The organism is Luteibacter sp. P1_D3 (genome assembly GCF_056406135.1).
This window is the reverse complement of the sequence record NZ_JBFUAT010000025.1, coordinates 36064-61091: the sequence shown is the minus strand read 5'-3', so window position 1 is coordinate 61091 and position 25028 is coordinate 36064. Positions and strand designations below refer to the sequence as shown.

29 protein-coding genes are annotated in these 25028 nt (G+C 65.0%); 13 read left to right on the top strand and 16 right to left on the bottom strand.

Annotation, left to right across the window (positions count from 1 at the left end):
- The first annotated feature begins 104 nt into the window (after nt 1–104).
- From AC1DYM_RS16100 to AC1DYM_RS16090, 3 genes are all read left to right on the top strand, one after another.
- Nucleotides 105–1109 carry a methionine ABC transporter ATP-binding protein gene (locus AC1DYM_RS16100; protein WP_046966649.1) on the top strand — a complete coding sequence of 335 codons (1005 nt, stop codon included), beginning with the start codon at nt 105–107 and terminating at the stop codon, nt 1107–1109.
- The gene (locus AC1DYM_RS16095; RefSeq protein WP_046966648.1) at nt 1106–1780 is read left to right on the top strand and encodes a methionine ABC transporter permease; all 675 of its coding nucleotides are present in this window, start codon (nt 1106–1108) and stop codon (nt 1778–1780) included. Before AC1DYM_RS16100 ends, AC1DYM_RS16095 begins: the two co-directional genes overlap by 4 nt.
- A gap of 79 nt (nt 1781–1859) precedes the next feature.
- Nucleotides 1860–2672 carry a MetQ/NlpA family ABC transporter substrate-binding protein gene (locus tag AC1DYM_RS16090; RefSeq protein ID WP_477339994.1) on the top strand — a complete coding sequence of 271 codons (813 nt, stop codon included), beginning with the start codon at nt 1860–1862 and terminating at the stop codon, nt 2670–2672.
- Here AC1DYM_RS16090 and pncB read toward each other — a convergent pair.
- Nucleotides 2642–3844, bottom strand: a complete 1203-nt coding sequence (gene pncB, locus AC1DYM_RS16085; protein ID WP_046966646.1) for a nicotinate phosphoribosyltransferase — start codon at nt 3842–3844, stop codon at nt 2642–2644. The genes AC1DYM_RS16090 and pncB overlap by 31 nt on opposite strands.
- Nucleotides 3841–4224 carry a thioredoxin family protein gene (locus AC1DYM_RS16080; RefSeq protein ID WP_477339992.1) on the bottom strand — a complete coding sequence of 128 codons (384 nt, stop codon included), beginning with the start codon at nt 4222–4224 and terminating at the stop codon, nt 3841–3843. The genes pncB and AC1DYM_RS16080 overlap by 4 nt, the downstream gene beginning before the upstream one ends.
- Nucleotides 4225–4366: 142 nt before the next feature.
- Between AC1DYM_RS16080 and AC1DYM_RS16075 the strand changes: the two genes are divergently transcribed.
- Entirely contained in the window at nt 4367–5170 is an 804-nt protein-coding gene (locus AC1DYM_RS16075) for a cytochrome c (RefSeq protein ID WP_477339990.1), read from the top strand.
- A 111-nt stretch (nt 5171–5281) separates the two neighbouring features.
- On the opposite strand, the gene AC1DYM_RS16070 is transcribed toward AC1DYM_RS16075, so the two are convergent.
- The 3 genes from AC1DYM_RS16070 to AC1DYM_RS16060 are packed head-to-tail and all read right to left on the bottom strand — an operon-like array spanning nt 5282 to nt 7963.
- On the bottom strand, nt 5282–6310 hold the full coding sequence (locus AC1DYM_RS16070; protein WP_477339988.1) for an aminopeptidase: 1029 nt from the start codon (nt 6308–6310) through the stop codon (nt 5282–5284).
- Nucleotides 6311–6347: 37 nt separating this feature from the next.
- Entirely contained in the window at nt 6348–6887 is a 540-nt protein-coding gene (locus tag AC1DYM_RS16065) for a cytochrome b (RefSeq protein WP_477339986.1), read from the bottom strand.
- On the bottom strand, nt 6884–7963 hold the full coding sequence (locus AC1DYM_RS16060; RefSeq protein ID WP_477339984.1) for a catalase family peroxidase: 1080 nt from the start codon (nt 7961–7963) through the stop codon (nt 6884–6886). Before AC1DYM_RS16060 ends, AC1DYM_RS16065 begins: the two co-directional genes overlap by 4 nt.
- Before the next feature lie 143 nt (nt 7964–8106).
- On the opposite strand from AC1DYM_RS16060, the gene AC1DYM_RS16055 reads away from it, so the two are divergent.
- Together AC1DYM_RS16055 and AC1DYM_RS16050 are read left to right on the top strand one after the other, a co-directional pair.
- Entirely contained in the window at nt 8107–8622 is a 516-nt protein-coding gene (locus tag AC1DYM_RS16055) for an RNA polymerase sigma factor (protein ID WP_477339982.1), read from the top strand.
- The gene (locus AC1DYM_RS16050; RefSeq protein WP_477339980.1) at nt 8619–9380 is read left to right on the top strand and encodes an anti-sigma factor family protein; all 762 of its coding nucleotides are present in this window, start codon (nt 8619–8621) and stop codon (nt 9378–9380) included. Before AC1DYM_RS16055 ends, AC1DYM_RS16050 begins: the two co-directional genes overlap by 4 nt.
- Nucleotides 9381–9536: 156 nt before the next feature.
- Here the strand turns inward: AC1DYM_RS16050 and lolD are convergent, their stop codons facing one another.
- The 9 genes from lolD to AC1DYM_RS16005 all read right to left on the bottom strand — a co-directional run bounded on the left by lolD (nt 9537) and on the right by AC1DYM_RS16005 (nt 15906).
- The gene (gene lolD / locus AC1DYM_RS16045; RefSeq protein ID WP_046966638.1) at nt 9537–10229 is read right to left on the bottom strand and encodes a lipoprotein-releasing ABC transporter ATP-binding protein LolD; all 693 of its coding nucleotides are present in this window, start codon (nt 10227–10229) and stop codon (nt 9537–9539) included.
- Nucleotides 10222–11463 carry a lipoprotein-releasing ABC transporter permease subunit gene (locus tag AC1DYM_RS16040; protein ID WP_477339977.1) on the bottom strand — a complete coding sequence of 414 codons (1242 nt, stop codon included), beginning with the start codon at nt 11461–11463 and terminating at the stop codon, nt 10222–10224. The genes lolD and AC1DYM_RS16040 overlap by 8 nt, the downstream gene beginning before the upstream one ends.
- Nucleotides 11464–11561: 98 nt before the next feature.
- Nucleotides 11562–11972: a protein YgfX gene (locus tag AC1DYM_RS16035; RefSeq protein WP_477339975.1), complete on the bottom strand. Its 411-nt coding sequence runs from the start codon at nt 11970–11972 to the stop codon at nt 11562–11564.
- Entirely contained in the window at nt 11944–12192 is a 249-nt protein-coding gene (locus AC1DYM_RS16030; protein WP_046966635.1) for an FAD assembly factor SdhE, read from the bottom strand. The genes AC1DYM_RS16035 and AC1DYM_RS16030 overlap by 29 nt, the downstream gene beginning before the upstream one ends.
- Before the next feature lie 117 nt (nt 12193–12309).
- Entirely contained in the window at nt 12310–13095 is a 786-nt protein-coding gene (locus AC1DYM_RS16025; protein WP_046966634.1) for a succinate dehydrogenase iron-sulfur subunit, read from the bottom strand.
- Between the two features lie 21 nt (nt 13096–13116).
- Nucleotides 13117–14901, bottom strand: coding sequence for a succinate dehydrogenase flavoprotein subunit (gene sdhA, locus AC1DYM_RS16020; RefSeq protein WP_477339972.1), 1785 nt, complete (start codon nt 14899–14901; stop codon nt 13117–13119).
- 3 nt (nt 14902–14904) lie between these two features.
- Nucleotides 14905–15291 (bottom strand): succinate dehydrogenase, hydrophobic membrane anchor protein, encoded by a 387-nt coding sequence (sdhD, locus tag AC1DYM_RS16015; protein ID WP_477339970.1) that lies wholly within the window; start codon nt 15289–15291, stop codon nt 14905–14907.
- Nucleotides 15288–15680 carry a succinate dehydrogenase, cytochrome b556 subunit gene (gene sdhC, locus AC1DYM_RS16010; RefSeq protein ID WP_477339968.1) on the bottom strand — a complete coding sequence of 131 codons (393 nt, stop codon included), beginning with the start codon at nt 15678–15680 and terminating at the stop codon, nt 15288–15290. The genes sdhD and sdhC overlap by 4 nt, the downstream gene beginning before the upstream one ends.
- Before the next feature lie 58 nt (nt 15681–15738).
- Complete coding sequence (locus AC1DYM_RS16005) at nt 15739–15906, bottom strand: DUF1674 domain-containing protein (RefSeq protein ID WP_477339966.1); 168 nt, start codon at nt 15904–15906, stop codon at nt 15739–15741.
- Between the two features lie 396 nt (nt 15907–16302).
- Between AC1DYM_RS16005 and ygfZ the strand changes: the two genes are divergently transcribed.
- Together ygfZ and AC1DYM_RS15995 are read left to right on the top strand one after the other, a co-directional pair.
- Entirely contained in the window at nt 16303–16824 is a 522-nt protein-coding gene (ygfZ, locus tag AC1DYM_RS16000) for a CAF17-like 4Fe-4S cluster assembly/insertion protein YgfZ (protein ID WP_477339964.1), read from the top strand.
- A 496-nt stretch (nt 16825–17320) separates the two neighbouring features.
- A complete protein-coding gene (locus tag AC1DYM_RS15995) occupies nt 17321–17755 on the top strand; it encodes a cell wall hydrolase (RefSeq protein ID WP_046966629.1) in 435 nt (144 codons plus the stop codon).
- A gap of 283 nt (nt 17756–18038) precedes the next feature.
- Here the strand turns inward: AC1DYM_RS15995 and AC1DYM_RS15990 are convergent, their stop codons facing one another.
- Both AC1DYM_RS15990 and AC1DYM_RS15985 read right to left on the bottom strand, forming a co-directional pair.
- A complete protein-coding gene (locus AC1DYM_RS15990; protein WP_046966628.1) occupies nt 18039–18506 on the bottom strand; it encodes an outer membrane lipoprotein in 468 nt (155 codons plus the stop codon).
- A gap of 26 nt (nt 18507–18532) precedes the next feature.
- Nucleotides 18533–19144 carry a glycine zipper 2TM domain-containing protein gene (locus AC1DYM_RS15985; protein WP_046966627.1) on the bottom strand — a complete coding sequence of 204 codons (612 nt, stop codon included), beginning with the start codon at nt 19142–19144 and terminating at the stop codon, nt 18533–18535.
- Between the two features lie 143 nt (nt 19145–19287).
- On the opposite strand from AC1DYM_RS15985, the gene AC1DYM_RS15980 reads away from it, so the two are divergent.
- The 5 genes from AC1DYM_RS15980 (at nt 19288) to AC1DYM_RS15960 (ending at nt 24970) form a co-directional block, all read left to right on the top strand.
- Nucleotides 19288–20052: a TatD family hydrolase gene (locus tag AC1DYM_RS15980; protein WP_477340006.1), complete on the top strand. Its 765-nt coding sequence runs from the start codon at nt 19288–19290 to the stop codon at nt 20050–20052.
- A 190-nt stretch (nt 20053–20242) separates the two neighbouring features.
- Nucleotides 20243–20770 carry a MarR family winged helix-turn-helix transcriptional regulator gene (locus AC1DYM_RS15975; RefSeq protein ID WP_477339961.1) on the top strand — a complete coding sequence of 176 codons (528 nt, stop codon included), beginning with the start codon at nt 20243–20245 and terminating at the stop codon, nt 20768–20770.
- Nucleotides 20767–22209, top strand: a complete 1443-nt coding sequence (locus AC1DYM_RS15970) for an efflux transporter outer membrane subunit (RefSeq protein WP_477339959.1) — start codon at nt 20767–20769, stop codon at nt 22207–22209. The genes AC1DYM_RS15975 and AC1DYM_RS15970 overlap by 4 nt, the downstream gene beginning before the upstream one ends.
- Entirely contained in the window at nt 22206–23405 is a 1200-nt protein-coding gene (locus tag AC1DYM_RS15965) for an EmrA/EmrK family multidrug efflux transporter periplasmic adaptor subunit (protein ID WP_477339957.1), read from the top strand. Before AC1DYM_RS15970 ends, AC1DYM_RS15965 begins: the two co-directional genes overlap by 4 nt.
- Nucleotides 23402–24970, top strand: a complete 1569-nt coding sequence (locus AC1DYM_RS15960; RefSeq protein ID WP_477339955.1) for a DHA2 family efflux MFS transporter permease subunit — start codon at nt 23402–23404, stop codon at nt 24968–24970. The genes AC1DYM_RS15965 and AC1DYM_RS15960 overlap by 4 nt, the downstream gene beginning before the upstream one ends.
- Nucleotides 24971–25028: the final 58 nt, after the last annotated feature.

Below are 25028 nucleotides of genomic sequence, written 5' to 3'. Positions count from 1 at the left end.
GCGCGTCTCCCTACGTGGTTGGAATGCCCGGAGTCTACCCCCGTGGCGCCGGCCGTGGCGCGGCTTGGGCTACCATGAGCGCTTTCGTCCTATCCGGAACCCCCGTGATCCGTTTCGCCGCCGCTTCCAAGTCCTATCGGGTCGACGGAGCACTCGTTCCCGCCCTCGAGCCCGTCGATCTGGTGATCGAACGCGGTGAAGTCTTCGGCATCATCGGCCACTCGGGCGCCGGCAAGTCGACCATGCTGCGCCTGATCAACCTGCTCGAGCGGCCCAGTGCGGGCCGCATCTTCATCGAAGATCGCGACGTCACCGATGCCCAGGGCAGCGAACTGCGCAAGCTGCGCGCCGGCATCGGCATGATCTTCCAGCACTTCAACCTGCTCTCGTCGCGCAGCGTGGCCGACAACGTCGCCTTTCCGCTGCGCATCCAGGGCGGCGTCTCCGAAGGCGAGATCACCGCGCGCGTGGACGAACTGCTCGAACTGGTCGGCCTGACCGCGCACGCGCGGAAGTATCCGGCCCAGCTGTCTGGCGGCCAGAAACAGCGCGTCGGTATCGCACGCGCGCTGGCCAGCCGGCCGTCCATCCTGCTTTGCGACGAAGCCACCAGCGCGCTCGATCCGCAGACGACGGCGTCCGTGCTGGAGCTCCTCGCGGACATCAACCGTCGCCTCGGCCTGACCATCGTGCTGATTACGCACGAGATGGACGTGATCCGCCGCGTCTGCGACCGGGTCGCCGTTCTCGAGGCCGGCCAGGTCGTGGAGATGGGCGCCGTGGCCGATGTCTTCCTGCATCCGCAACACCCGACGACGCGTCGCTTCGTCGCCGAAGCCGATCACCGCGAAGGCCATGGCCCCGAGTTCTCAGGGGTCGCCGGCCGCCTGTTTCGCCTCTCCTTCCGCGGCGAAGCCACGTATTCGCCGGTGCTCTCGAACGTCGTCCGGGACACGGGTGTCGAGTACAACCTGCTGTCCGGTCGCGTCGACCGCATCAAGGACACCCCGTACGGGCAACTCACCCTGGCCATGAACGGCGAACGCGTCGAGGACGCACTCGCGCAGATCCGCAACGCCGGTGTCGATATCGAAGAGGTGGCCCGATGAGCCCCATGCAGACGCTTTTCCCGAACATCGACTGGGCCGAAATCGGCCAGGCCTGCATCGACACCCTGCTGATGCTCGGCGGCTCGCTGCTTTTCACCGTGGTACTCGGCCTGCCGCTAGGCATCTGGCTGTTCCTGACCGCGCGCGGCCAGCTCCATGCCAAGCCGAAGCTCTACGGTGTGCTGTCGCTGGTCGTCAACGTGTTGCGCTCGGTGCCCTTCATCATCCTGATGATCCTGCTGATCCCGGTGACCAAGGCGATCACCGGGGTGAGCATCGGCATCCGCGGCGCCATCGTCCCCCTGGTGATCGGTGCGGCTCCCTTCCTTGCCCGCCTGGTCGAAACCGCGCTGCGCGAGGTCGATCGCGGCGTGATCGAGGCCAGCCAGGCCATGGGTGCGACCACCCGCCAGATCGTCACCCGCGTGCTCCTGCCCGAGGCCCGCCCCGGCCTGATTGCCGGCGCCACGGTGACCGCAGTGGCCCTGGTCGGTTACACGGCCATGGGCGGCATTGTGGGTGCCGGCGGCCTTGGCGCGCTGGCCTATCAGTACGGCTACAACGGCTACAAACCCGATTACATGCTGGTCACCGTGGCCCTGCTGGTCGTCCTCGTGCAGATACTGCAATCGCTCGGCGATCGCCTGGTAACCCGCTACAGCCGTCGCTGAACGGCAGCGGGGCCGCCTTTGCATCCGGCGGTATGGACGTCTATGCTGGCGCACCGCAACATAAGCCACGGACGCCTCCATGAAGAAGTACCTGCTCCCCCTCGCCGCCGCCCTCGCCGTGCTCGTGGCAGGCTGTTCGCAGGGCGATGGCGGCAGCAAGGACGGCTCCGCCGAGGCGACGCTCACGATCGCGGCCACGCCCGTGCCGCACGCCGAGATCCTCAAGGAGATCAAGCCGCTGCTGGCCAAGCAGGGTGTGAACCTCGACATCAAGGTGTTCACCGACTACGTGCAGCCGAACATGCAGGTCGCGCAGAAGCAGATCGACGTCAACTTCTTCCAGACCGAGCCCTACCTCGACGCGTTCAACAAGGAACGCGGCACCGACCTGGTCAAGGTCGTCGGCGTGCACATCGAGCCGTTCGGCGCGTACTCGCGCAAGTTCAAGTCCATCGACCAGCTGCCCGATGGCGCCAACGTCGTGATCCCGAACGATCCGAGCAACAACAGCCGCGCGCTGCTGTTGTTGGCCAAGCACGGCCTGATCACGCTGAAGAATCCTAACGACCGTCTGGCCACGCTCAAGGACGTCGCGACCAACCCGAAGAACCTCAAGTTCCGTGAGCTCGAGGCGGCGATGCTGCCGCGCGTGCTCGACGAAGTCGACCTTGCGCTGATCAACACCAACTACGCCCTTGCCGCCGGCATGAATCCGGTGAAGGACGCCCTGTTGATCGAAGACAAGGATTCGCCCTACGTGAACTTCCTCGTCTCGCGTCCGGACAACAAGGACGACCCGCGCGTGCAGAAACTCGCCGCCGCCCTCACCTCGCCCGAGGTGAAGGCGTTCATCGAGAAGAACTACGCCGGTGCGGTGTTGCCGGCGTTCTGAGCCGGCAGCCCGAACACCTTGCGCAGGTAGGACACATACTCCAGGTCGTCGCTCATGTTCTTGCCCGGTGAGTCGGACAGCTTCGCCACCGGCTGGCCGTTGCATCGGGTCATCTTGATCACGATGTTGAGTGGCGTCGGCCCGACGTCGTTGGTCAGGTTGGTGCCGACGCCGAAGGAAAGCTGGCAACGGCCTTCGAAGTGCGAGTACAGGTCCATGACCCGCGGAACGTCGAGGCCATCACTGAAAACAAGGGTCTTCGAACGCGGGTCGACGCGGTTATGCACGTAGTGCGCGAGGACCCTGTCGCCCCAGACGAAGGGATCGCCCGAGTCGTGCCGCGCACCATCGAACAGCTTGCAGAAGTACATGTCGAAGTCGCGCAGGAAGGCGTCGAGCCCGTAGACATCCGATAACGCGATGCCGAGATCGCCGCGGTATTCACGGGCCCAGGCTTCGAGCGCCGCGGTTTGCGAATCGCGCAGGCGCGGCCCCAGCGACTGGAAGGCCTGCAGGTATTCATGCGCCATGCTGCCGATCGGCACCAGGCCCTGGCGCATCGCGAACCATACGTTGCTGGTACCGGCCAGGTGAGTACCCCATTCGGCCTTCATGATCTGCAGCGCCTCGTCGTGCCAGGCACGCGAGAAACGCCGGCGTGTACCGTAATCCGCGATGCGAACCCGTTCGAAGCCCTTCGTATCGCGCAGAAGGGCGATCTTGGCGCGCAGGCGCGCCCTGCCCTCGTCGAGATCGGCGTCGGGATGATTCGCCGCGAAATAGAGTTCGTTGACGATCGCCAGCAGCGGCACCTCGAACATGATCGTGTGCAGCCACGGGCCGGTGATGACGATGTCGATCTCGCCAGCGTGCTCGGTCGACGGGGCGATCGTCACGTAGCGGGCGTTGAGATGGAACAGGCCAAGGAAGTCGACGAAGTCGCTGTCGATGAAACGCAGGGTGCGCAGGTAGGCCAGTTCATCGTCCGCGAAACGCAGCGAGCAGAGATGGTCGAGTTCCTCGCGGATGCGCGTCACCAGCGGCACGAGGTCCACCCCGGGTGTGCGACAGCGGAAGCGGTATTCCACCTGCGCCGCCGGATACTGGTGCAGCACCACCTGCATCATCGTGAACTTGTAGAGATCGGTATCGAGCAGCGACTGGATGATCATGCGCTGGCACTCGTCAAAGCGATCTGCTTGTTCACGGCATCGATGAACGGCTGCGTGCCGGGCCAGGCGGTGATCCGCCCGAGCTTCTTGCCACGGTGGAACAGGAAGAACGCCGGGATGCCGTGAAGGCCGAAGCGCGTACCCATCGTCGGATCGTCGTAGACGTTGTCATGCAGCCAGCGCACTTCAGGCCAGACGAAACGTTCGCTGGTCAGCAGGATCTGGCGCTTGGCGATATCGCAGTTGGGGCAGTCGCGGCCCCAGAGGAAAAGGATGGCGATGCGGTTGTCGTCCGCCGCGAGATCGGCATCGAGATCCGCGTTGACGACGCGCGTCATCGGAAAGCGCTCGAAAAACTCGGGGACGGTGGTGTCGGCCATGGGGAAATCCGTGATCGGGTCGAGTTCCCGACATGGGGCCGCGTGGGCGATAATCCGAGGGTACCGCGACGAAGTGCTTGCGATTGACATCCTGAGGGCGCCGCGACACCTTGTCGCCTCGTCATGCCCTGAGGATCCCACCGTGCGCCTGCTCACCGGATTGCTGTTCGCTCTATGTGCGACCCTGAGCCACGCCGCCACGCTGAGCGTGGATACGGGGCGCGGCACCCGCACACTGACGACAGAGCAGCTGCTTGCGCGACCGGATGCACGCGACATCTCCGTCCCGGACGACGTCTCCTACCGCCGCACCATGCTCTACCGCGCGGTACCGATGAAAGCCCTGCTGGAGGGTGTCGTTGCAGCCTCGCACCTGCAATTCAAGGCGAGCGACGGGTTCACAGCGGAGATTCCGGCCAGCCTCATCCTCGACGGCCACGGTGCCGAAGCCTGGCTCGCCATCGAGCCGACGGGCAAGCCCTGGCCGAGCCTGGGCGAAGGCAAACCGAGTGCGGGTCCGTTCTACCTGGTCTGGCTGCATCCCGAAGACGGTCACGTGGGACCCGAGCAATGGCCCTATCAGGTCGCGACGATCACGGTCCTCGGCGATCCGGCCTCGCGCTTCCCGGCCATGCAGCCCGCCGCCGACCTGCCGAAGGATGCGCCGGCGCGACGGGGTTTCGCCGTGTTCCAGCGCAACTGCATCACCTGCCACACGCTCAACGGGCAAGGCGACGCGAAGCTCGGTCCTGACCTCAACATTCCGCACAGCCCCACCGAGTATCTGCGCGACGACATGCTGCGCACCCTGGTCCGTAACCCGCAGGACCTGCGCCACTGGCCGCAGGCGAAGATGCCCGGCTTCAGCGCCGATACCCTCTCGGACGCCGACCTGGACGACCTGGTCGCCTACCTCAAACACATGGCCGCTAGAAAAGCCCCGTGACCGCGCCGTTGTAGGAGCCGATTCATCGGCGATCCCGCGGCAGCGGACCAGGGCGCAAAGTCGCCAGGTCGCCAGGTCGTCGCGAGCACCCGTTCGCCGATGAATCGGCTCCTACCGAGCCAGGGCCTTCAGGCGCCGGGTGCGCTCGTCGGGCGCGAGCTTAGCCAGCGCCGTCACCTTCGCAAAAAACACCGGCCACGCCCGCCCTGACTGCTCGAATAGCGTCGCGAACGACGAAGTCCACGTGTCGTACAGGCCAAACGGCAATAGCGAGGCGTTGTTCAACGGCCGCGCCATCCAGCGGTCATAACGATGGTCGCCACCCGCCTCGCCTGCGCGCCACGCCAGATACCGCCCGCGAAAATCCTCGAACTCCTCGGCCTTGGCGACGCGTTTCGCGTCGTCCGTCCAGGGCTCCGCATAAATCGTCTTGAGCCGGTCGCGTAGCGCCAGGACCTGGCCGGTAAACGCATGATCGAGCGCATCGCCCTTCTCGTCGGGCGGTGGCAACTGTTGTGCCTGCCGCCACTCACGCACACCTTCCTGCTCGACGAAGCTCGCATAGGATTCGTTGAACGACGAGTCGTCCTTGACGTAGATTTTCTGGTGCGCCAGTTCGTGGAAGATCGTGCCGACGAGCTCGTCATCGTCCCAACGCATCATGCTGCTGAGGATGGGATCGGCGAACCAGCCGAGCGTCGAGTACGCCGGCACTTCGCCAAGCGCGACATCGTGGCCGAGCGCCCGCTCACGGGCCGCTTCGCGATCGGCGAGATCCTTCCGAAAGAACCCGCGATATGCCACGCAGCCCGCAATCGGAAAACAGTGTGTCACGGCGGCCACCGAAAGCTCGGGCGTAGCGAACACGTTCCACGCCACCCATGGCCGATCCAGCTGCACGTAATAGGTGTAGCTACGGTTATCCGGCAGATCGAGCCGGGCCGAGGCGAAGCGACGCGCCTGCAGCGCGAGCTCCAGTCGCTGGCGGGTCGTGTCCGGGGTTTTCGGATCGGCCACGACCTTGTCGATGGACCGGCGTTGCGTGAGCAACGCCGCCTGGCCATGGGTCACGTGCGCGTAGTAGCCGAGCGAGCGGCAACCGGCAAGGACGGTGATCAGGGCGAGCAGGACATAGCGCATGCCTGCATTGTGCCTGCATCGCGTGCCCTGCCTCTCCTCAGTCGTTCGAGCCGCCCGTCATCGACTGCAAGACACCGTCGCGACGAATCAGTCCGTGCATCAGGGCGGCCCCCATGTGCGCGAGGAACGTCAGGAAGAACAACCACGCGAGATACCGGTGCGCTTCCCGCAACCACGCATACAAGGCCGGACCGGCCGGCAGGATCGGTGGCAGCTGGAAGCCGGACCAGAGCGTCACCGGGAAGTTGCCCGCCGACAGCATGCCCCAGCCGATCAGGGGCATGAGGATCATCAGGCCGTAGAGCATCCAGTGCGAACCGTGCGCGGCGAGCTTCTGCCACTCGGGCATGTCCGCCGGCAGCGGCGGCGCCTTGTGCGTGAGGCGGAAGCCGAGACGGATCAGGGCGAGAATGAAGATCGTGATGCCCAACGGCCGGTGGATGGACAGCAGCCATGCGTGCTTCGCCTCGACGCTGGTGACCATGCCCGCACCCACGAACAGCATCGTGAGGACCATGATCGACATCAGCCAGTGCAAGGCACGGGCGAAGGGGTGGAACGTGTCGACGCGGCTCATCGCTGATCCTCCTTCGGGTGGGCGGTACCGGGGAGATGCCCCTCCTCACCGGTGCGGCGCAGATAGGACACCGCATAGGCCGCCGAACGGGCGACGATGATGGGGTCTCCCGAGATCTCAATACCGTGCGGCAGGATCGTCGGATCGTAGTTGACGTCGCGGCAAGGGCCATTCGCCTGCGGCTGCGCGCTGTCGATGACGACCACACCCGCGTCGATCGTCTGCCGGTCGTCCGGCCACGCCTTCGTGGCGTCGTCGACCGGATCGCCAGGCGCGGCGAGGATCATCTGCAGGTGCCAGCGCACGGGCCCCTGGGCCAGGCGCCGGGTCAGGTCGGCCTCGAGGTAGTCGGTGTCGCCGGCTGCGGGCCCACCGTCGCCGGCGGCCGGTGTTTCGGGCACGACCTTCCAGCGGACGGCATGACGCTCGCCGTTCGCGTCGCGGAGGTAGAACGCGTTGATGCTCTGGTAGGTCTCATCGACGTAGCTCGCGGCCGGCTTGGCCGTCTTGATCCAGCCAAGGAAGGGACCGGTTTCCGGATGGCTCATGAAGAAAGCCTTGGCCTTCTCCGGATTCGGCTTGCCGGTGGCCGGATCCGGACTGGTCGCCTTGGTCAGGTCGAAGAACGCCTGGGGCGTCGAGACCGGAAACACCGGCATGGCATTCATCCCGGTGCGCCACTGCTCACCGTCGGCGAGGTCGAAGCGCAGGGCGAAGCTGCGGATCGGCACGCTGCTGTCGGCAGCGTACGGATTGCCGCCCGGAAGCGCGAGGCGTCCGACCACCGGTGTATTCCCGTTGGCGAACAAGGGCGACGACGAATACTTGGCCAGTGCACCACTGGGCTCGAAGTGGCCGCCGACGCAAATGCCCTTGGCATGGTTCCGGCGAAACCCCGGATGTTCGCCGCCACTGGCCTGTAACGCATCGACGATGCGTTTCGGGGTGAGGCGTGCCGGTGTCAGCCAGCCGCCCACATAAGCAAAAGCGGCGGCAACGGCTACGACAACAAGGCCTATCAGTGCCCAGCGCCCGGCCACGTTGGCCGGCGGGGGTCGCTTCTTGGGTTCTTGCATGGTCCTGCTCCTTCTCGCGGGATCGCGTTTCCAGTGTGGGACGTACGTCCACGACTTTTATTCCATTCCGGGGGAATATTTCCTCCCGAACGGCGTCTGATAGTGATGGACCGTCATGGAACGCCCAGGTGAAGAGGCCCGGCATGCCCGATCCGCGAATCGATGAAGCCCTCAGACCGATGCTGCCGCGTTTGCGGCGCTTCGCGCTGTGGCTTGCTCGCGACCCCTTCGTAGCGGACGATCTGGTTCAGTCGACGGTCGAGCGCGCCCTCTCGAAATGGGCGTCTCGCCGTGAAGACGAGAGTCTGCGCGCCTGGCTGTTTGCGATCTTGTACCGCCTGTTCCTGGATGGAAAGCGCCGCGCCACCCGCTATGCCCGGTTCCTCGGCAGCCTGCAGGAGGACGAGCCGACCTGGCCCTCGGCCGAACGTGTGGCCATCGCCAACTCCACCCTCGCCGCCTTCGCCAGCCTGCCGGTGGAACAGCGCAGCCTGTTGCTGTGGATCACGGTCGAGGGCATGAGTTACCAGGAAGTGGCCGACATTCTCGAGATCCCCATCGGCACCGTCATGTCCCGTCTCTCCCGCGCGCGCCGCGCCCTGCGCCTGCTCGGCGAGGGCGGTAGCACCGAAGCCCCTCCCCTGCGACTGCTGAAATGAATACCACGCCTCCCAGCGAACACGACATCCACGCCTATGTCGACGGCCACCTCGACGGTGAGCGTCGCGGTGAAGTGGAGCGCTACCTCAGCCGCCACGCCGAGCACGCGGAAGAGGTGCACGCGTGGCGCCAGGATGCCCAGCAGCTGCGCACCCTGGTGGCGGGAGACCTCGGGACGGCGCCCTCGCTGGAGGCTGCCCTGGACCCGGTCGTCATCCGACAGCGCCGCCACCGTCGTCGCGTAAGCCGGGCCGCCATGGCCGCCGGCCTGGTCCTGTGCCTGGCCTTGGGCGGTATCGGCGGCTGGGCCGCACGCGGCATGGGCACCGGCGGCATCGCGCCGATGGCGGACGCCATGCAGGCCTACCAGCTGCTTGCCGTCGATCACGGTGTGGGCATGGACATCACCACCGGCAACGAAGGCGATCTGCGCGCGTGGCTGGCGGGCCGTGTCGGTGCCACCGTGCACCTGCCCGACCTCGCCGATGCCGGCTTCCGCCCCATGGGCGGCCGGCTCTTCGCCACCGACCAGGGACCGGCGGCGATGGTCCTCTACGACGACGGCAACGGTCATACGGTGAGTTTCTACGTGCGGCCGCCGGGCGCGGCCAGGCGCCTGCTACCCCGAGGCGAGCGCGAGGACAACGGCCTGCTGGCGAACTACTGGTCCGACGGCTGGCATAACTACGCCGTGGTCGCGCTGGCCGACGCAGCCGGCCGGGCCGCTGCGCAGCGCGTCGTCACGAAAGCTATCTGAGGGTTGCCCGCGCTGTTGTGGGAGCCGATTCATCGGCGATTGGGTGCTCGCCGCAACCTGGCCCACTGCCACCGGACCGCCGACAAATCGGCTCCTACCCGCAACCTGGCCCGCTGGCGCGGGATCGCCGATGAATCGGCTCCTACCGAAATAGGGTCAGCGCTCGTGCAATTCGCCCGAGTGCAGCTCCAGCGTCCGGTCCATGCGACCGGCCAGGCGCGTGTCGTGCGTCACCAGCACGAAGCTCGTGCCGATCTCGTGGTTGAGCTCGACCATCAGCTCGTACACCGCCGCTGCGTTCGCTTCGTCGAGGTTGCCCGTCGGCTCATCGCCGAGCACGCAGGCCGGGCGCGTCACCAGCGCACGCGCGACGGCGCAGCGTTGACGCTCGCCACCCGACATCTCGGCCGGGCGATGACGCAGCCGGGCACTCAAGCCGACGCGATCGAGCAAGGCCGTTGCCTCTTTCTGCGCCTGCGCGATGGAAACGCCGCGAATGAGCAGCGGCATGCACACGTTCTCCAGGGCGGTGAACTCGGGTAGCAGATGGTGGAACTGGTAGATGAAGCCGAGCGAGCGATTGCGCTCGCGACCGCGCTCCGCATCCGACAACTCGGACAGCACGCGACCGTTGACCTCGACCTTGCCAGCCGTCAGCGTGTCCAGGCCACCGATGATATGCAGGAGGGTCGACTTGCCCGAGCCGGACGCGCCGACAATCGACATGGTCTCACCGCGACGCAGGGCGAAATTCACGTTCGAAAGCACACCTGTACGCAGGTCGCCTTCTTCGTAGACCTTGGCGACGCCCGTGGCGCGCAGGACGATATCGTCGTTCGTCTTATTCATAACGGAGCGCCTGGGCGGGCTGCGTGCGCGAAGCACGCCACGCCGGATACAGCGTAGCCAGCAGGGAGAAGATGAAGGTCACCAGCACCACCCAGCCCACGTCGGACCACAGTAGCTGGCTCGGCAATTCACTGATGTAGTAGACGTCCGGCGAGAGGAAGGTCTGCCCGGTGACGTGCTCGATCCACTTCACGATGGCCGGCAGGTTGAACGAGAGCAGCCCGCCCAGCAGCACGCCGAAGCCGATACCGACCACGCCGACCAGGATGCCCTGGACCATGAACATGCCCATGATGCTGCGCGGGGTGGAACCCAGCGTGCGCAGGATCGCGATATCGGCCTGCTTGTCGGTCACCAGCATCATCAGCATGGAAATGAGGTTGATCACGGCGACCAGGATGATCAGCGACAGGATGACGAACATCACCGTCTTCTCCATGTCGATCGCACGGAAGAAGTTGGCGTGCGTGTCCATCCAGGTCTCGACGCGATAGGCCTGGCCCAGCTTGTTCACCAGCTGCTGCGCGACCGGCCATGCCTGGCGCATGTCGTCGAGCTTGATGCGGATACCGGTCGGTCCCTCGAGGCCATTGAGACGTTCGGCGTCGGGCATGGAGACCAGCGCGAGGTTCGCGTCGTACTCCTGCATGCCCAGCTCGAAGATACCGCTCACCGTGAAGCTGCGCAGCTTCGGCACCGAACCCATGGGGGTGGCCGTGAACTGCGGCACGACGACGGTGAGCTTGTCGCCCACGTTCACACCCAGCGTGAGGGCCAGCTCGCGACCCAGGATGATCTTCCAGCTGCGGTCCGTAAGATCGGACATCTTGCCTTCAACCATGTGTTTGTCGAGGTCGGAGACATTCGGCTCCATCGACGGCACCACGCCGCGGATCAGCGCACCGCTGGGGCGCTTGGCCTGCAGGAAGGCCTGGGTTTCGACATAAGGCGCGGCGCCGAGCACGTGCTTGGTGCCCTCGGCCGTTTTCACCGCGGTCTGCCAGTTCTGCACGGTATCGTCGATACCGGACACGGTGACGTGCGACACGGCGCCGAGGATGCGCGTGCGCAGTTCGCTGTCGAAACCGTTCATCACCGACATCACGGTAATCAGCGCCGTGACGCTGATCGCGATGCAGACGATCGACACCGTGGAGATGAAGGAGATGAACTGGTTGCGACGCTTGGCGCGCGTGTAGCGCAGTCCGATGAAGAGTTCGAGGGGTCTGAACATACCTGTCGATCGCAGCCTGTAAGAAGGGAGCCCGCCACGAAAGGCATGCACCGCGCGGCAGAGTGCCCGATGCCGCCGGTTCCGGCAAGCTGGCGGCCTCAGTGCGCCGCCGGGAGCCTGGCCCTGAGGACGCGCAAGTGGCCCGCATCGGTGTTATCGGGAAGCAGGGCCACGTGCCCTGCCCGGCCGTCCCAGCGAAAATGCAGGAAGACCGAGGTTCCGACCACGCGCCAGGCCACGAGTTCGGCCGGATACGTGCGTCCCGAGCGCTCCCTGACCGTCCAGAGACCGTCGAACGCCCAATCCAGTCGATCCATGACCGGCCTGCGACCATGCGCCGCACGCGCAAACCCGACGGCGGCGATGAGGCCAGCCAGGGCCCAGCGGGCGATCCAGGGGAGCGAGGTGAACAAGGGGGCGACCGTCGCGAGCGCGACGACCAGTAACACGAAACGGCTCAAACGAGCCGAAGGCCTGACCTCAAAGCTGATGCCGTGCGCGGATCTCATCGATGATCGCCTGCCAGTCGTCGCGAGGGGCGGTGGCATGACCCATCACCCAATCCCAGAGATCGGGATCCTGCACGTCCAGCAGTTCATCGAATGCCATCCGCTTCGCCTCATCGGCGTCGGCGTAGCGCTCGTCCAGCCAGCCACCAAACAGGCGATCGAGCTCGCGCGTACCCCGGCGGGTACGCCAACGCAGTCGCTTGAGGCGGGCTTCTTCCATAGCGTAAGGCTCTAAAACGCTCATTGTAGGAGYCGATTCATCGGCGATGGCCGCGTAGCGGCCGCCAAGTGGCCGCAAGCACCCATTCGCCGATGAATCGGCTCCTACCTGTTCTTATCAGGCCGAGCGACGCTGCACGATCAGCTTCTTGATCTCCGCGATCGCCTTGGCCGGGTTGAGACCCTTCGGGCAGGTGCGCGCGCAGTTCATGATCGTGTGGCAACGGTAGAGCTTGAACGGGTCTTCGAGATCGTCCAGGCGGTTACCGGTGTCTTCGTCGCGGCTGTCGACGATCCAGCGGTAAGCCTGCAGGAGGATCGCCGGACCGAGGTAGCGGTCGCCGTTCCACCAGTAGCTCGGGCACGAGGTGGAGCAGCACGCGCAGAGGATGCACTCGTAGAGACCGTCGAGCTTCTTGCGGTCTTCCGGCGACTGCAGGCGCTCCTTGTCGGCCGGCGCCGGGCTCTGCGTGCGCATCCACGGCTTGATCGACGCGAACTGGGCGTAGAAGTGCGTGAGGTCGGGCACCAGGTCCTTCACCACCGGCATATGCGGCAGCGGGTAGATGGCGACCGTCCCACTGCTGCACTCGTCGATCGCACGGGTGCAGGCCAGGGTGTTCGTGCCGTCGATGTTCATCGCGCACGATCCGCAGATGCCTTCGCGGCACGAGCGGCGCAGCGAGAGCGTCGAGTCGATCTCGTTCTTGATCTTCAGCAGGGCGTCGAGAACCATCGGGCCGCACGTATCGAGATCTACTTCGTACGTGTCGGTGCGCGGGTTCTGGCCGTCGTCCGGCGTCCAGCGATAGACCTTGAAGGTGCGCACGTTCTTCGCGCCCTTCGCCGGGAAATGCTTGCCGGCCTGGATCTTGGAATTCTTGGGTAGCGTGAACTCTGCCACGATTGCCTCTCCGGTCCGGTATCAGTAAACGCGCTTTTTCGGCGGTACGACTTCAACGTCGTCCGTCAGGGTGTACATATGCACCGGGCGGAAGTCGAAGCTGGACTTGCCTGCTTCGTCGATCCACACCAGCGTGTGCTTCTGCCAGTCGTGGTCGTCGCGATCCGGGAAATCTTCGCGGGCATGCGCGCCGCGGCTTTCCGGGCGCTGTTCCGCCGAATGCATCGTGGCCACCGCCTGCGCGAGCAGGTTGGACAGTTCCAGCGTTTCGATCAGGTCGGAGTTCCAGACCATCGAGCGATCGCTGACCTTGACCTGGGCGAACGAGGAGTAGACCTCGGAGATCTTCGCCTTGCCTTCCTTCAGCGTCTCGCCCGTGCGGAACACCGCCGCGTCCGACTGCATCGTCATCTGCATTTCAGCGCGGATGTCGGCGGTCGGCTTGCTGCCATCGGCGTGGCGCAGGGCGTCGAAGCGAGCGAGGATCTTGTCCAGCGCATTGGCCGGGAGATCCTTGTGCGGCGTGCCCGTGGTGATCAGCTCGGCGCAACGATGCGACACGGCGCGACCGAAGACGACCAGGTCGAGTAGCGAGTTCGAGCCCAGGCGGTTCGCACCGTGGACCGATACGCAGGCCGCTTCGCCGATGGCGAACAGGCCCGGCACGATCGAATCCGGATCGTCGTCGCGCTTGGTCACGACTTCGCCGTGATAGTTGGTCGGGATGCCGCCCATSTKGTAGTGGACGGTCGGCAGGACCGGGATCGGCTCCTTGGTCACGTCGACGCCGGCGAAGATGCGTGCCGACTCGGCGATACCCGGGAGACGCTCGTTGATGACCTCGGGACCGAGGTGCATCAGGTTGAGGTGGATGTGGTCCTTCTTCGGGCCCACACCGCGACCTTCGCGGATCTCGATGGTCATCGCGCGGCTCACGACGTCGCGCGAGGCGAGGTCCTTCGCGTTCGGCGCGTAGCGCTCCATGAAGCGCTCACCCTCGGAGTTGGTCAGGTAGCCACCTTCACCGCGGACACCCTCGGTGATCAGGCAACCCGCGCCGTAGATGCCCGTCGGGTGGAACTGCACGAACTCCATATCCTGCAGCGGCAGGCCGGAGCGCAGCACCATGCCGCCACCGTCGCCCGTGCAGGTGTGCGCCGAGGTGGCGCTGAAGTAGGCACGGCCGTAGCCACCCGTCGCCATGACCACGGCGTGGCCGCGGAACAGGTGCAGGGTGCCTTCGTTCATGTCGAGGGCGAGCACGCCCACGCACTTGCCATCCTCGAACACGAGGTCGATGGCGAAGTATTCGATGAAGAACGTGGCGTCGTGCGCCAGGGCCTGCTGGTAGAGCGTATGCAGGATGGCGTGACCGGTACGGTCGGCCGCGGCGCAGGTGCGCTGCGCGGTGCCCTGGCCGTAATGCGTGGTCATGCCGCCGAACGGACGCTGGTAGATCTTGCCTTCCTCGGTACGCGAGAACGGCACGCCGTAGTGTTCCAGCTCGATGATGGCCGGAATGGCCTCACGGCACATGTATTCGATCGCGTCCTGGTCGCCGAGCCAGTCGGAGCCCTTGATCGTGTCGTAGAAGTGATAGCGCCAGTCGTCCTCACCCATGTTGCCGAGCGCGGCGGAAATACCACCCTGCGCAGCCACCGTATGCGAACGGGTCGGGAAGACCTTGGTGATGCACGCGGCCTTGAGGCCCTTCTCGGCCAGGCCGAACGTGGCACGCAGGCCCGCGCCACCGGCGCCGACCACGATCACGTCGTACTTGTGTTGTTGAATCTTATAGGATTCCATCGATCAGCTTCCGAGCGCGATGCGCAGCACGGCCAGCACGCCCATGAGCGCGGCAAGTACGGCGATGAACTTGATGAGCACCAGCGAAGCCACTTCGAGCCAGCGGGTGTGGACGTAGTCTTCGATCACCACCTGCAGGCCGAGCACGGCGTGCTTGAACATGGTGATGATGAGAGCGATGAGCAGCACCGCGTTCCAGGGCTTCGCGATGGTCGCGCGGGCCGTGGCGTAATCGGTGTGCATCAGGCCGAGCACGGTGATGACGAACCACAGGGTCAGGAAGACCAGGGCGAGCGCCGTGATGCGCTGGGTCATCCAGTGGCCAACGCCTTCCTTCGCCGAGCCCAGGCCGCGTGCGCGGGCGAGCGGGTTACGCAGGTCCTTGCTCATGCGTGGCCTCCGGTCAGTACATAGGCCCAGACGGCGACCGTGAGCACGATGGAGACGATGATCGCCATCCAGCTCGAACGGACGAACGACTCGATCGCGTAACCCTTGCCGGTGTCCTGGACCAGGTGACGGATGCCGTTGCACAGGTGATAGAAGAAGGCCAGGGTCCAGCCGATCATGATGATCGTACCGAGAAGGCTGGTGGCGCAGGCGGTAAAGGTCGCAAAGGCGTCCTGACCGGCAGCGAGGGCAGCGAGGCCCCATACGATGAGCAGGCTACCGACGGCGAGGATGATGCCGGTGGCACGATGCAGGATGGAGGAAGCCATCTGCACTTGCCACTTGTAGACCTGGAGATGCGGTGAGAGCGGTCGTCCCGTTTGTGCCATGGCGGCTATCCTGGATTGGAATCGCTGATGCCCGACGATCTCCCTCGCCTTCCGATCCTCAGAAGTCGATGCAGCGTCCGTTCTTTTCCCAGTCGCCGTAACGCGTTGGGTCCAATGGCGCTTTCTCGACCCCTGGCGCGCCGTTCGTGGGGACGAGCGGCGTGACGAGCGGTTTCGCCGGAGCGGAATCATTCGCGTCTTTGGGTTCGGAGGAATTGTCGGACATGGTTATAAAGCCCTAAAAGCGTAATACCTGTGCCCCGGCAGCACAACCTTCACGATCATGAAGAGGGTTGGTTTGCCCTTGGGCCGACCGTATATCTTACGCCTCCGCCCTGCCTTGCGCCTCCCCATGCCGAGCCGTACCACTCGCAGCATCACCCTGACCGGCCCCGACGCGGCCTCCTTCGCCAACGCCCAGTTCAGCAGCGACGTCCTCGCGCTGGCTCCCGGCCGGTGGCAGTGGAGCGGCTGGCTCGACCCCAAGGGCCGGGTCCGCGCGTTGCTTCAGATTGCCCGCCCCGATGACGAGCGCTTCGTCGTGATGCCCCGTGGCGGCGACAGCGAAKCGATCGCGAACGACCTGCGTCGTTTCGTTTTTCGATCCAAGGTAAAGATCGTCGTGTCCGACGTGCTGCATACGAGCGACGGCGATGCACTCGATGATTCACATGCAAGCGAAGATGCAAGTGGTGCGATCCGTTTCGGCGAAGGCGACGCATCACTGCGTTACAGCAGCGCGACGCATGCAACGACCGACGCGTGGCACACGCGGCACATCGAGAAAGGTTACGCATGGTTGCCCGATGCGACGATCGACACGTTGTTACCACCCGCACTCTCGATGGAGCGCCTGAGTGCCGTCTCATTCACTAAAGGTTGTTTCCCCGGCCAGGAAATCGCGGCGCGCTTGCATCATCTGGGCGGTCACAAGAAGCATCTACATGTCGTTGCAAGCGAGCGCGCACTCGTCGAAGGAGATTCACTGCGCGTTGACGGCAAAGCTGTCGGCATCGTGCTGATGTGCAACACATCATCAACGAGGCCTATATCGCTTGTCGTACTGGATGATGCGGCCGTCCAGGCGGACACTCTTGAAATCGAAGGCATACGTCTGCACATCGTTTCGACGTTCGAGGCATGAGTTCTTGCAAGCATGTTCGTAAAATAACGTTTCACGGTGTGTGTGAGTAAAAGCTGAACCGTACCGCGCACGCACTTGCCAAATTTGCATCCCGCTACTAGGCTCCGCCGATCCATTTCAGTGTCCGTGGTGTTGCGCCACGGTTACACCCGCGACGATCCGTCGATGATGACGGTTCTGGCGCGACCCGGTTAAATCACCGGAGCACGAAACGCGCGCACGTTCTCACTGCGCGTCGTAAGCCGACGGAGCCGCCGCCCATTGCGCGATGCCGCTCCCTTTCGGTGCACCCCCATTACCGGACGGCTCCGGACAGCCGTTTAGTACAGTCACAGTGTGTGACGCCCGACTCGTTCGCCTAACAGATTCACAGCGAATGTCCTCGGTTGGTCCAGGTAGTAACGGCCTGCCCGCCCGTCTACCGCTCATACGTCCCCCATGGCTCTTTCCAAAGAATGCCGCAAGTGACGGAAAAGCTCGTTGGAGGCAGATACACATGAAACTTTCCGCTTTGCTATGGATGGCGTCCGTCCTTCCTAGCCACCTCGCTGACCAGACGTGCCTGGCAACGACGGTTTATCTCGAAGCACGCAGCGAACCCACCATCGGCCAGTACGCCGTGGCGGAAGTCGCCCTACGGCGCCGCGATCGCGGCATGGGCGGCGATAAGGTGTGTGCCGTCGTCTCGGCGCCACGCCAGTTTGCAATCACGACGACACCGAAGGATTTCGAAATCACCGATCTCGTTTCGTGGACCAAGGCGTGGAAAATCGCCGGCGACTCGCTGAACAACTGGAGCCTGCCAAAGAGCGAACGCCTGGTTTATGTTCCACAGGCCGATCATTTCGCGACCGTAGCCGTCGCGCCGAGCTGGTCCGCCAGCCGCATCGTTCGCAAGATCGGTGACCACGCTTTCTACGCCGTCAACTGACGTAAGCGAAGGAAAGCGCGGGGAGAAGGAATCCAGGCGGGCAGCTTGGGATTCCCGGGAAAAGGGCCCTCGGATGAGGGCTTTTTTTTGCCCTTTTTTCAGACCCAACGCCGACTAATGCAGCGCTCTTTGTAGGAGCCGATTCATCGGCGAAAGGACCTCGCCCCCATGCATGCAAATAGTCCCAAAAAAAGGCCAGCTACGTAGCTGGCCTTTTTTTGTTTAGACGTCTAGACGTCCGATAAAAGCTTAGCCAATGAATCGGCTCCCACAAAAGCCAGAGTTACCGGCGATAAACGTGATCGCCCTGGATGACGACGTAGTCACCGCGACGCAGCTGCGGATCTTCCCGCTGCGTCACCGTCGCCACGCGTCCGTCGTCCAGGCGGATACGCACCCGGAACGCCACCTCGTCAGCACCGTTGCGTTTGCCGACGGCATTGCCGACGAAGCCACCGGCCACGGCACCGCCGACGGTCGCGGCCGTGCGGCCGTCGCCGTGACCTACCGTATTACCCAGCAGGCCACCGGCCACCGCGCCGATCACGGCACCCAGTGGCGACGAGTCACGCTGCGTGTAGACCTGCTCCACATCGCTCACCGTGCCGCACTGGTCGCAGCCCCGCGGCGGGCCCGAATACACCACGCGATCCTGTTGGTAGACCCGCCGCGGCGGCTCATAGCACGCCGTCAACGACAGGGTGGCTACGGCAGCGGCGACGAGGCCGGACTTACGGACGAGATTGTGCATGGGTGACGTCCTGGTGGATGTGGTTATCAACGTGCGTCGGAAACGACGGAAACGCCTTCCTGGACCTCGACGCGATCGCCCGGATCGTGATCCATGCGTACCGAACGGGTCACGCCGTTGTACTCGTAGCGCACGTCATAGGCGACGACCTTGTCACCGCTAGTGCCCTGCACGGTTTCACACTTGCGCACCGTGCTAGTCGTCGTATTCGACTCCTGACGGTTTTGCTGGATCTCGTGGCCGGCGTAGCCGCCACCCACCGCACCCGCCACCGTGGCGAGCGTACGGCCCTTGCCGTGGCCGATCTGGTTACCCAGCAGGCCACCCGCAACGGCACCGATGGCCGTACCGGCGATCTGGTGCTGGTCCTTGACCGGTACATGCCGGGTCACCACCTCGTCGTGGCACTGGCGCTGAGCTGCGGAAGCCGCCTCACGCACCGGATCGACGCTGACCACGCGGCCGTACTTCGGGCCCGCCGGCTCCGGCGGCGGCGCGGCAGCAGCGTTGAGCGCGGCGGTGCCGGGGCTCTGGGCATTGGCCACATCGGCGTTCGCATCGCGATTGCAGGCGGAAAGGCTCAACACCAGGGCCGCGCCCAAACTCGCATTCAGGACGGAAATCTTCAACCTGCTCATAACCCTACTCTCCTAACAAAGGTCGGCGACTCGATGGCGCGACAGCACCATCACCCGGAAGTCGCCTCGGTTCACATTTGACAGTCGTTAAACTGAACGACGCCTTAGACTCAAGCCTACAACCCCACCGGCCGCTGACTGACATGCTCGATCTGGTAGATACCCACGCGCATCTGGACGACCGCTCGTTCGACGGCGACCGCAGCGCGATGTTCGGACGAGCCAGCCAGGCCGGCGTGCGGCGCTGGATCGTACCGGCGATCGACCGCGGAAACTGGGAGGCCATCGAGGTTTTGTGTGCGGCGCGTGAAGGTGCCTTTCCCGCTTACGGGTTGCACCCGCTGATGATCGACGCGCATCGAGAGGAGCATCTGGCCGAATTGCCCACCTGGCTCGACGCCCACGGCGCCATCGCCGTCGGCGAGATCGGCCTGGATTTCTACGTCGAGGGACTCGATCCCGCACGACAGCGGGAGGTGTTCCTCCGCCAGCTTGAGATCGCGCGTCAGCACGACCTGCCTGTCATCGTGCATGCGCGGCGCGCCTTTGAAGAAACGATCCACACCTTGCGCCGCTTCAAGGGCTTGCGCGGCGTGGTGCACAGTTTTTCCGGGAGCGAAGAGCAGGCACGGCAGCTCTTTGATCTCGGCTTCCACCTGGGTATCGGCGGCCCGGTGACCTACGAGCGCGCCAATCGCATCCGCCGCGTGGTCGCCGCGATGCCCCTCGAATGGCTGCTTCTGGAAACCGACGCGCCCGACCAGCCCTGCGCTCACCATCGCGGCGAACGCAACGAACCGGCCTACATGACCGATGTGCTCGAGACGATCGTCTCGTTGCGCGGCGAATCCGCCGAGGACATCGCCGCGGCCACCACGGCCAACGCGGTCAAGCTCTTCAAACTCTAACGCCGGAATCCGCAGAGGATCGGGTAGGAGCCGATTCATCGGCGATCCCGCGGCAGCGGGGCCAGCCTGAGGCGAGCACCCGATCGCCGATGAATCGGCTCCTACAATGGTCGAGCGACCCGGGCACATTGCGCCGAGCCCGGACTGCTTGCTAACCTGATAGTTCACCAGCGAACTATTAGCCAGCGAAATGTCTAGCCTCAAACCCTGTGTCGATGCCCTCTACGAGGGTGTGGACCGCGTCGCGCAAAGCGTTCCCGGCGTGCCCCAGTCCGAGGTCTTCCTCGTCCGTCTGCTGATGCTGACCGCAGGCGCGCTGCTGCGCGAGTTCGAGCACAAGCTCAAGCCCTACGGCATGAACGACAGCGACTTCCGCACGCTGATGATGCTTTACAGCAGCGAGGACGGCAGTGCGACGCCCGGCGAGCTCTGCGCCCTGGCCGAGCAGAAGCCGACCAACATGACTCGCATCGCCAACGCGCTGGCCAAGAAGGACCTGATCTCTCGGTCGCATGCCACGCACGACCGCCGCCAGGTCTTGCTCAGAATCACCCCGGCCGGCCGGCGCTTCGTCAACAAGATGCTCCCGCCGATGTTCCCGCCCCTGGTGGAGAACTTCGCCTGCTTCAGCTCCGCCGAGCGCAAGACCTTCGAAAAGCTCCTCAAGAAGCTGGCCCTGCACATCGACCGCACGGTCGACACGGACGACACACCATGACACCTGCCCTGCTCCGCCCGGCCCTGCTCGCGGCCGCGGTCGCCACGCTGCTCGCCGCCTGCCATATCCCGGCGAAGGTCGACCGGCCCGTGCTTCGCGACGAGGCACCGCTCGCCGGTCTCACCACCGATCAGCGCCCGGGCTGGCCAGCCGCCGAATGGTGGCGCGCCTATGGCGACCCACAGCTCGACACCCTGATGGACATGGCCCTGCGCGGTGCACCGGACCTCGCCCAGGCGAAGACTCGCGTGGACACGGCCCAGCAGAACATCCGCGTGGCCGCCGCTCAGGCCGGACTACGGGTGGACGGCAGCGCGCAGGTGACACGCCAGCGGATGAGCGAGCACGGCCTGATTCCCGCGCAGTTTCTCGGTTTCACCTGGTACAACCAGGCCGATCTCGGCGTCCAGGTGAGCTACGACTTCGACTGGTGGGGAAAGAAACGCTTCGCCCTCGAGTCCGCGATCGACAGCGCACGCGCCGCGGAAGCGGAACGCTCGGCATCGTCGTTGGCTATCCAGGCCGTTGTCGCCGATACCTATTTCGGCTGGCTCGCCGACATGTCGCGCGTCGCGCTCGCTGACCGGCTGATCGCGGCACGCCAGCGCGCACTGCGCATCGCCGAACTTCGCGTCAAGCAAGGCGTCGATGTGCCGGACACCGCGCAGCAGGCACGTGCCGAACTCTCCGCCGCGAAGCAGCAGCGCGTCGCACTCCAGGGTTCGGCGGACATCCGTCGTGCCTCGATCGCGACCCTCGTCGGCGTATCGCCCGCCGCCCTGCCCGCCCTCACGCCACGACCGCTGCCCACGGTATCGCCCGGCCTTCCCGCCAACGTCGGCGCCGACCTGATGGCACGCCGCCCGGATATCGCGGCGAGCCGCTGGCAGGTGGAAGCGGCAGTCCGGCAGACCGATGCCGCGCGGGCACAGTTCTTCCCCGACGTGAGTCTCTCGGCCATGGCTGGCCTGTCGAGTATCGACCTGGACAAGTTCTTCACCACGGGCAGCCGGGTGTTTTCACTGACGCCGGCGCTGCATCTTCCGATCTTCGAAGGCGGTGCGCTGGAAGCCAATCATGGCGTCACCCAGGCCCAGCTCGGTGCCTCCGTCGCCCAGTACAACGCCACCGTCGCCTCGGCCGCGCGTGATGTCGCCACGCAGGCTCTCGGCGCGCAGCAGATCGCCGGCCGTCGTGTGCAGCAGGCGGAGCAGATCGACGCCGCCAACATCCTTCTCGCCAGCGCGAAAGCGCGTGCGGCGCGAGGCGTACGCGACGACCGCGAGTCGCTCGCCACCGAGGCCAGCCTCATCCAGCAACAGGACATGGACGCCGACCTGCAAGGCCAGGCGCTGTCGACCGATGTTGCCCTGATCAAATCCCTCGGCGGCGGATACCGCGCTGAAACCCCCGATTCCAACGGAGCCAAGAGCCCATGAGCGCCACCACGACCGACACGCCGCCTCCCCAGGACGAAAGCGGCAACGCACCCAAGGACAAGGGTAAGCGGAACCGTGCGCTGCTCATCGCCGCGCTCGTCTTCGGCCTGGGCGCCCTCGCCTGGTTCCTGCTCTGGCTGTTCGTGTTCTCGAAGCGAGAGACCACCGACGACGCCTATGTCGGCGGCAATCAGGTGGGCATCTCGGCCCAGGTGCCGGGCATCGTCATCGGCGTCTACGCCGACGACACCCAGCGCGTGAATGCCGGCCAGTTGCTGGTGAAGCTCGACCCGACCGACGGCGATGTCGCCTTGCGCAAGGCGAGCAGCGCTCTCGCCCAGGCCGTGCGCCAGGTTCGCCAGCAGACGCAGTCCGCCGCCAGCGCCGACGCCGCCCTCGGCACGCGCCGCCAGGACCTGAAGCGCGCCCAGGACGACCTCAAGCGCCGGATTCCGCTGCTCGCCGAAAAGGCCGTGGCGCCCGAAGAAGTGCAGCATGCGCGCGACGCCGTCGACACCGCGCAGTCCGCGCTCGAATCCGCCCAGCGTCAGGCCGACGCCTCGCGTGCCCTGATCGATGGCAGCGACGTGGAGACCAACCCCACCGTGGAACAGGCCCGCGCCGGCTTCCGCCAGGCCTGGATCGCCGCGCAGCGCAACGCCATCGTCGCGCCCATCGACGGTTATGTCGCGCTTCGCAGCGTGCAGGTCGGCAACAGCGTGCAGCCCGGCCAGCCGCTGATGACCGTCGTGCCCTTGCATGATCTGTGGGTGGACGCGAACTTCAAGGAAAGCCAGCTACGCCACGTGCGTATCGGCCAGCCCGCGAAGATCGAAGCCGACATCTACGGCGGTGGCACCGAGTACCACGGCAAGGTGGTCGGTCTCGGCGCCGGCACGGGTAGCGCGTTCTCGCTGCTTCCCGCGCAGAACGCCACCGGCAACTGGATCAAGGTCGTGCAGCGTATTCCCGTGCGCATCGCGCTCGATCCGAAGGATCTCGACAAGCATCCGCTGCGCATCGGCCTGTCGACTGCGGTGACCGTCGACATCACCGACGACAAGGGCGATGTGCTCGCGCCGTCGCCTTCGACGACACCGGTCGCGCAGACCAAGGTCTATGACGATGTGGCCGCCAAGGCCGATGCCGCCGCGGACGCGATCGTGCGCAAGAACCTTGGAGCGAGCGTGCCTTGAGCGACGCCGCCGCCCTCCCCGACGCCGCACCGGCGAACGGCCTCAAGCCGATCCAGGGCGCGACACTCGTCCTGTTGACGATCGCCGTCGCGTTCTCCACGTTCATGGAGATCCTCGACACGACGATCGTCAACGTGGCCGTGCCGCATATCGCCGGCAGCCTCGGCGTGAGCTCGAGCGAGGGCACCTGGGCGATCAGCTCGTACTCGCTGGCCAGCGCGATCATGCAGCCGCTGACGGGCTGGCTGGCCAAGCGCTTCGGTGAAGTGAAGACCTTCGTCTTCTCCGTGATGCTGTTCGTACTGTTCTCGATGCTGTGCGGCCTCGCGACCAGCATGCCCATGCTGGTGATTTTCCGCCTGCTGCAGGGTGCGGGCTCGGGACCGATGGTCGCCTTGTCGCTGTCGCTGCTGCTGTCGAGCTATCCGAAAACCAAGCAAGGCATGGCGCTGGCGATGTGGGCGATGACCGTGGTGGTTGCGCCGATCTTCGGCCCTATCCTCGGTGGCTACCTCACGGACAATTTCTCGTGGCCGTGGATCTTCTACATCAACGTACCCGTTGGCGCGCTGGCCGGCGTGATCACCTGGACCATCCTGCGTGAGCGCGAAACGAAGATCGTCCGCGCGCCGATCGATACCGTGGGCCTGGCGTTGCTGGTCATCGGCATCGGCTCGCTGCAGTTCATGCTCGACAATGGCAACGACCACGACTGGTTCGCCTCGCCCCTGATCCTCACCCTCGGCCTGATTGCCCTGGTCGCCCTGGTTTTCCTGGTGATCTGGGAACTCACCGCGAAGCATCCGGTGGTCGATCTGTCACTGTTCGGCCGGCGCAACTTCGCCATCGGCGTGACCGCCCTGTCGCTGGGCATGCTCGCCTTCTTCGGCATCAACGTGGTGTTTCCGCTGTGGTTGCAGACCACGCTCGGCTACACCTCGACCTGGGCGGGCCTCGCCACAGCGCCTGTGGGCATTCTCGCCTTCATCGTCTCGCCCTTCATCGGCAAGAACATCCAGCGGCTGGAACTGCGTGCGGTGGTGACCTTCGCATTCATGGTCTTTGCCTTCACCTCGTTCTGGTTCGCCGGCTTCAACAGCGGTGCCTCGTTCGCCGCCCTGGTGCTGCCGCGTTTCATCATGGGTATCGCGATCGCCTGCTTCTTCATCCCGCTCAACCAGATCTTCCTGTCCGGCCTGAATCCGGACCAGATCGCCGGTGCGTCGGGTCTGGCCAACTTCTGTCGCACCCTGGCCTCCAGTGTCTCCACGGCGCTCACGGTGACGCTCTGGCAGCACCGGGGCGAAGCCCACCACGCCTCGCTGACCGAGTACGTGACCCAGGCCTCGCCGGCCACCACGGCGTACACAGACAGGCTGGCCACCCTGGGCATCCACGGCAAGCCGTCGCTGGCGGTGGTCGACCAGATCCTGACTCGAGAGGCCCTGACCCTCGCCGTCAACGACGTGTTCTTCGGCTGCGCCGTCCTGTTCCTCGCCCTCATCCCGATTCTTTGGCTGGCCAAGCCGCCCTTTGGAAATGCCGGTGGTGCCGCCGCACATTAAATTGCCGTTATCTGAATCGATTGAAAAACAACATGTGAAATCCGAAAACGATTACGCC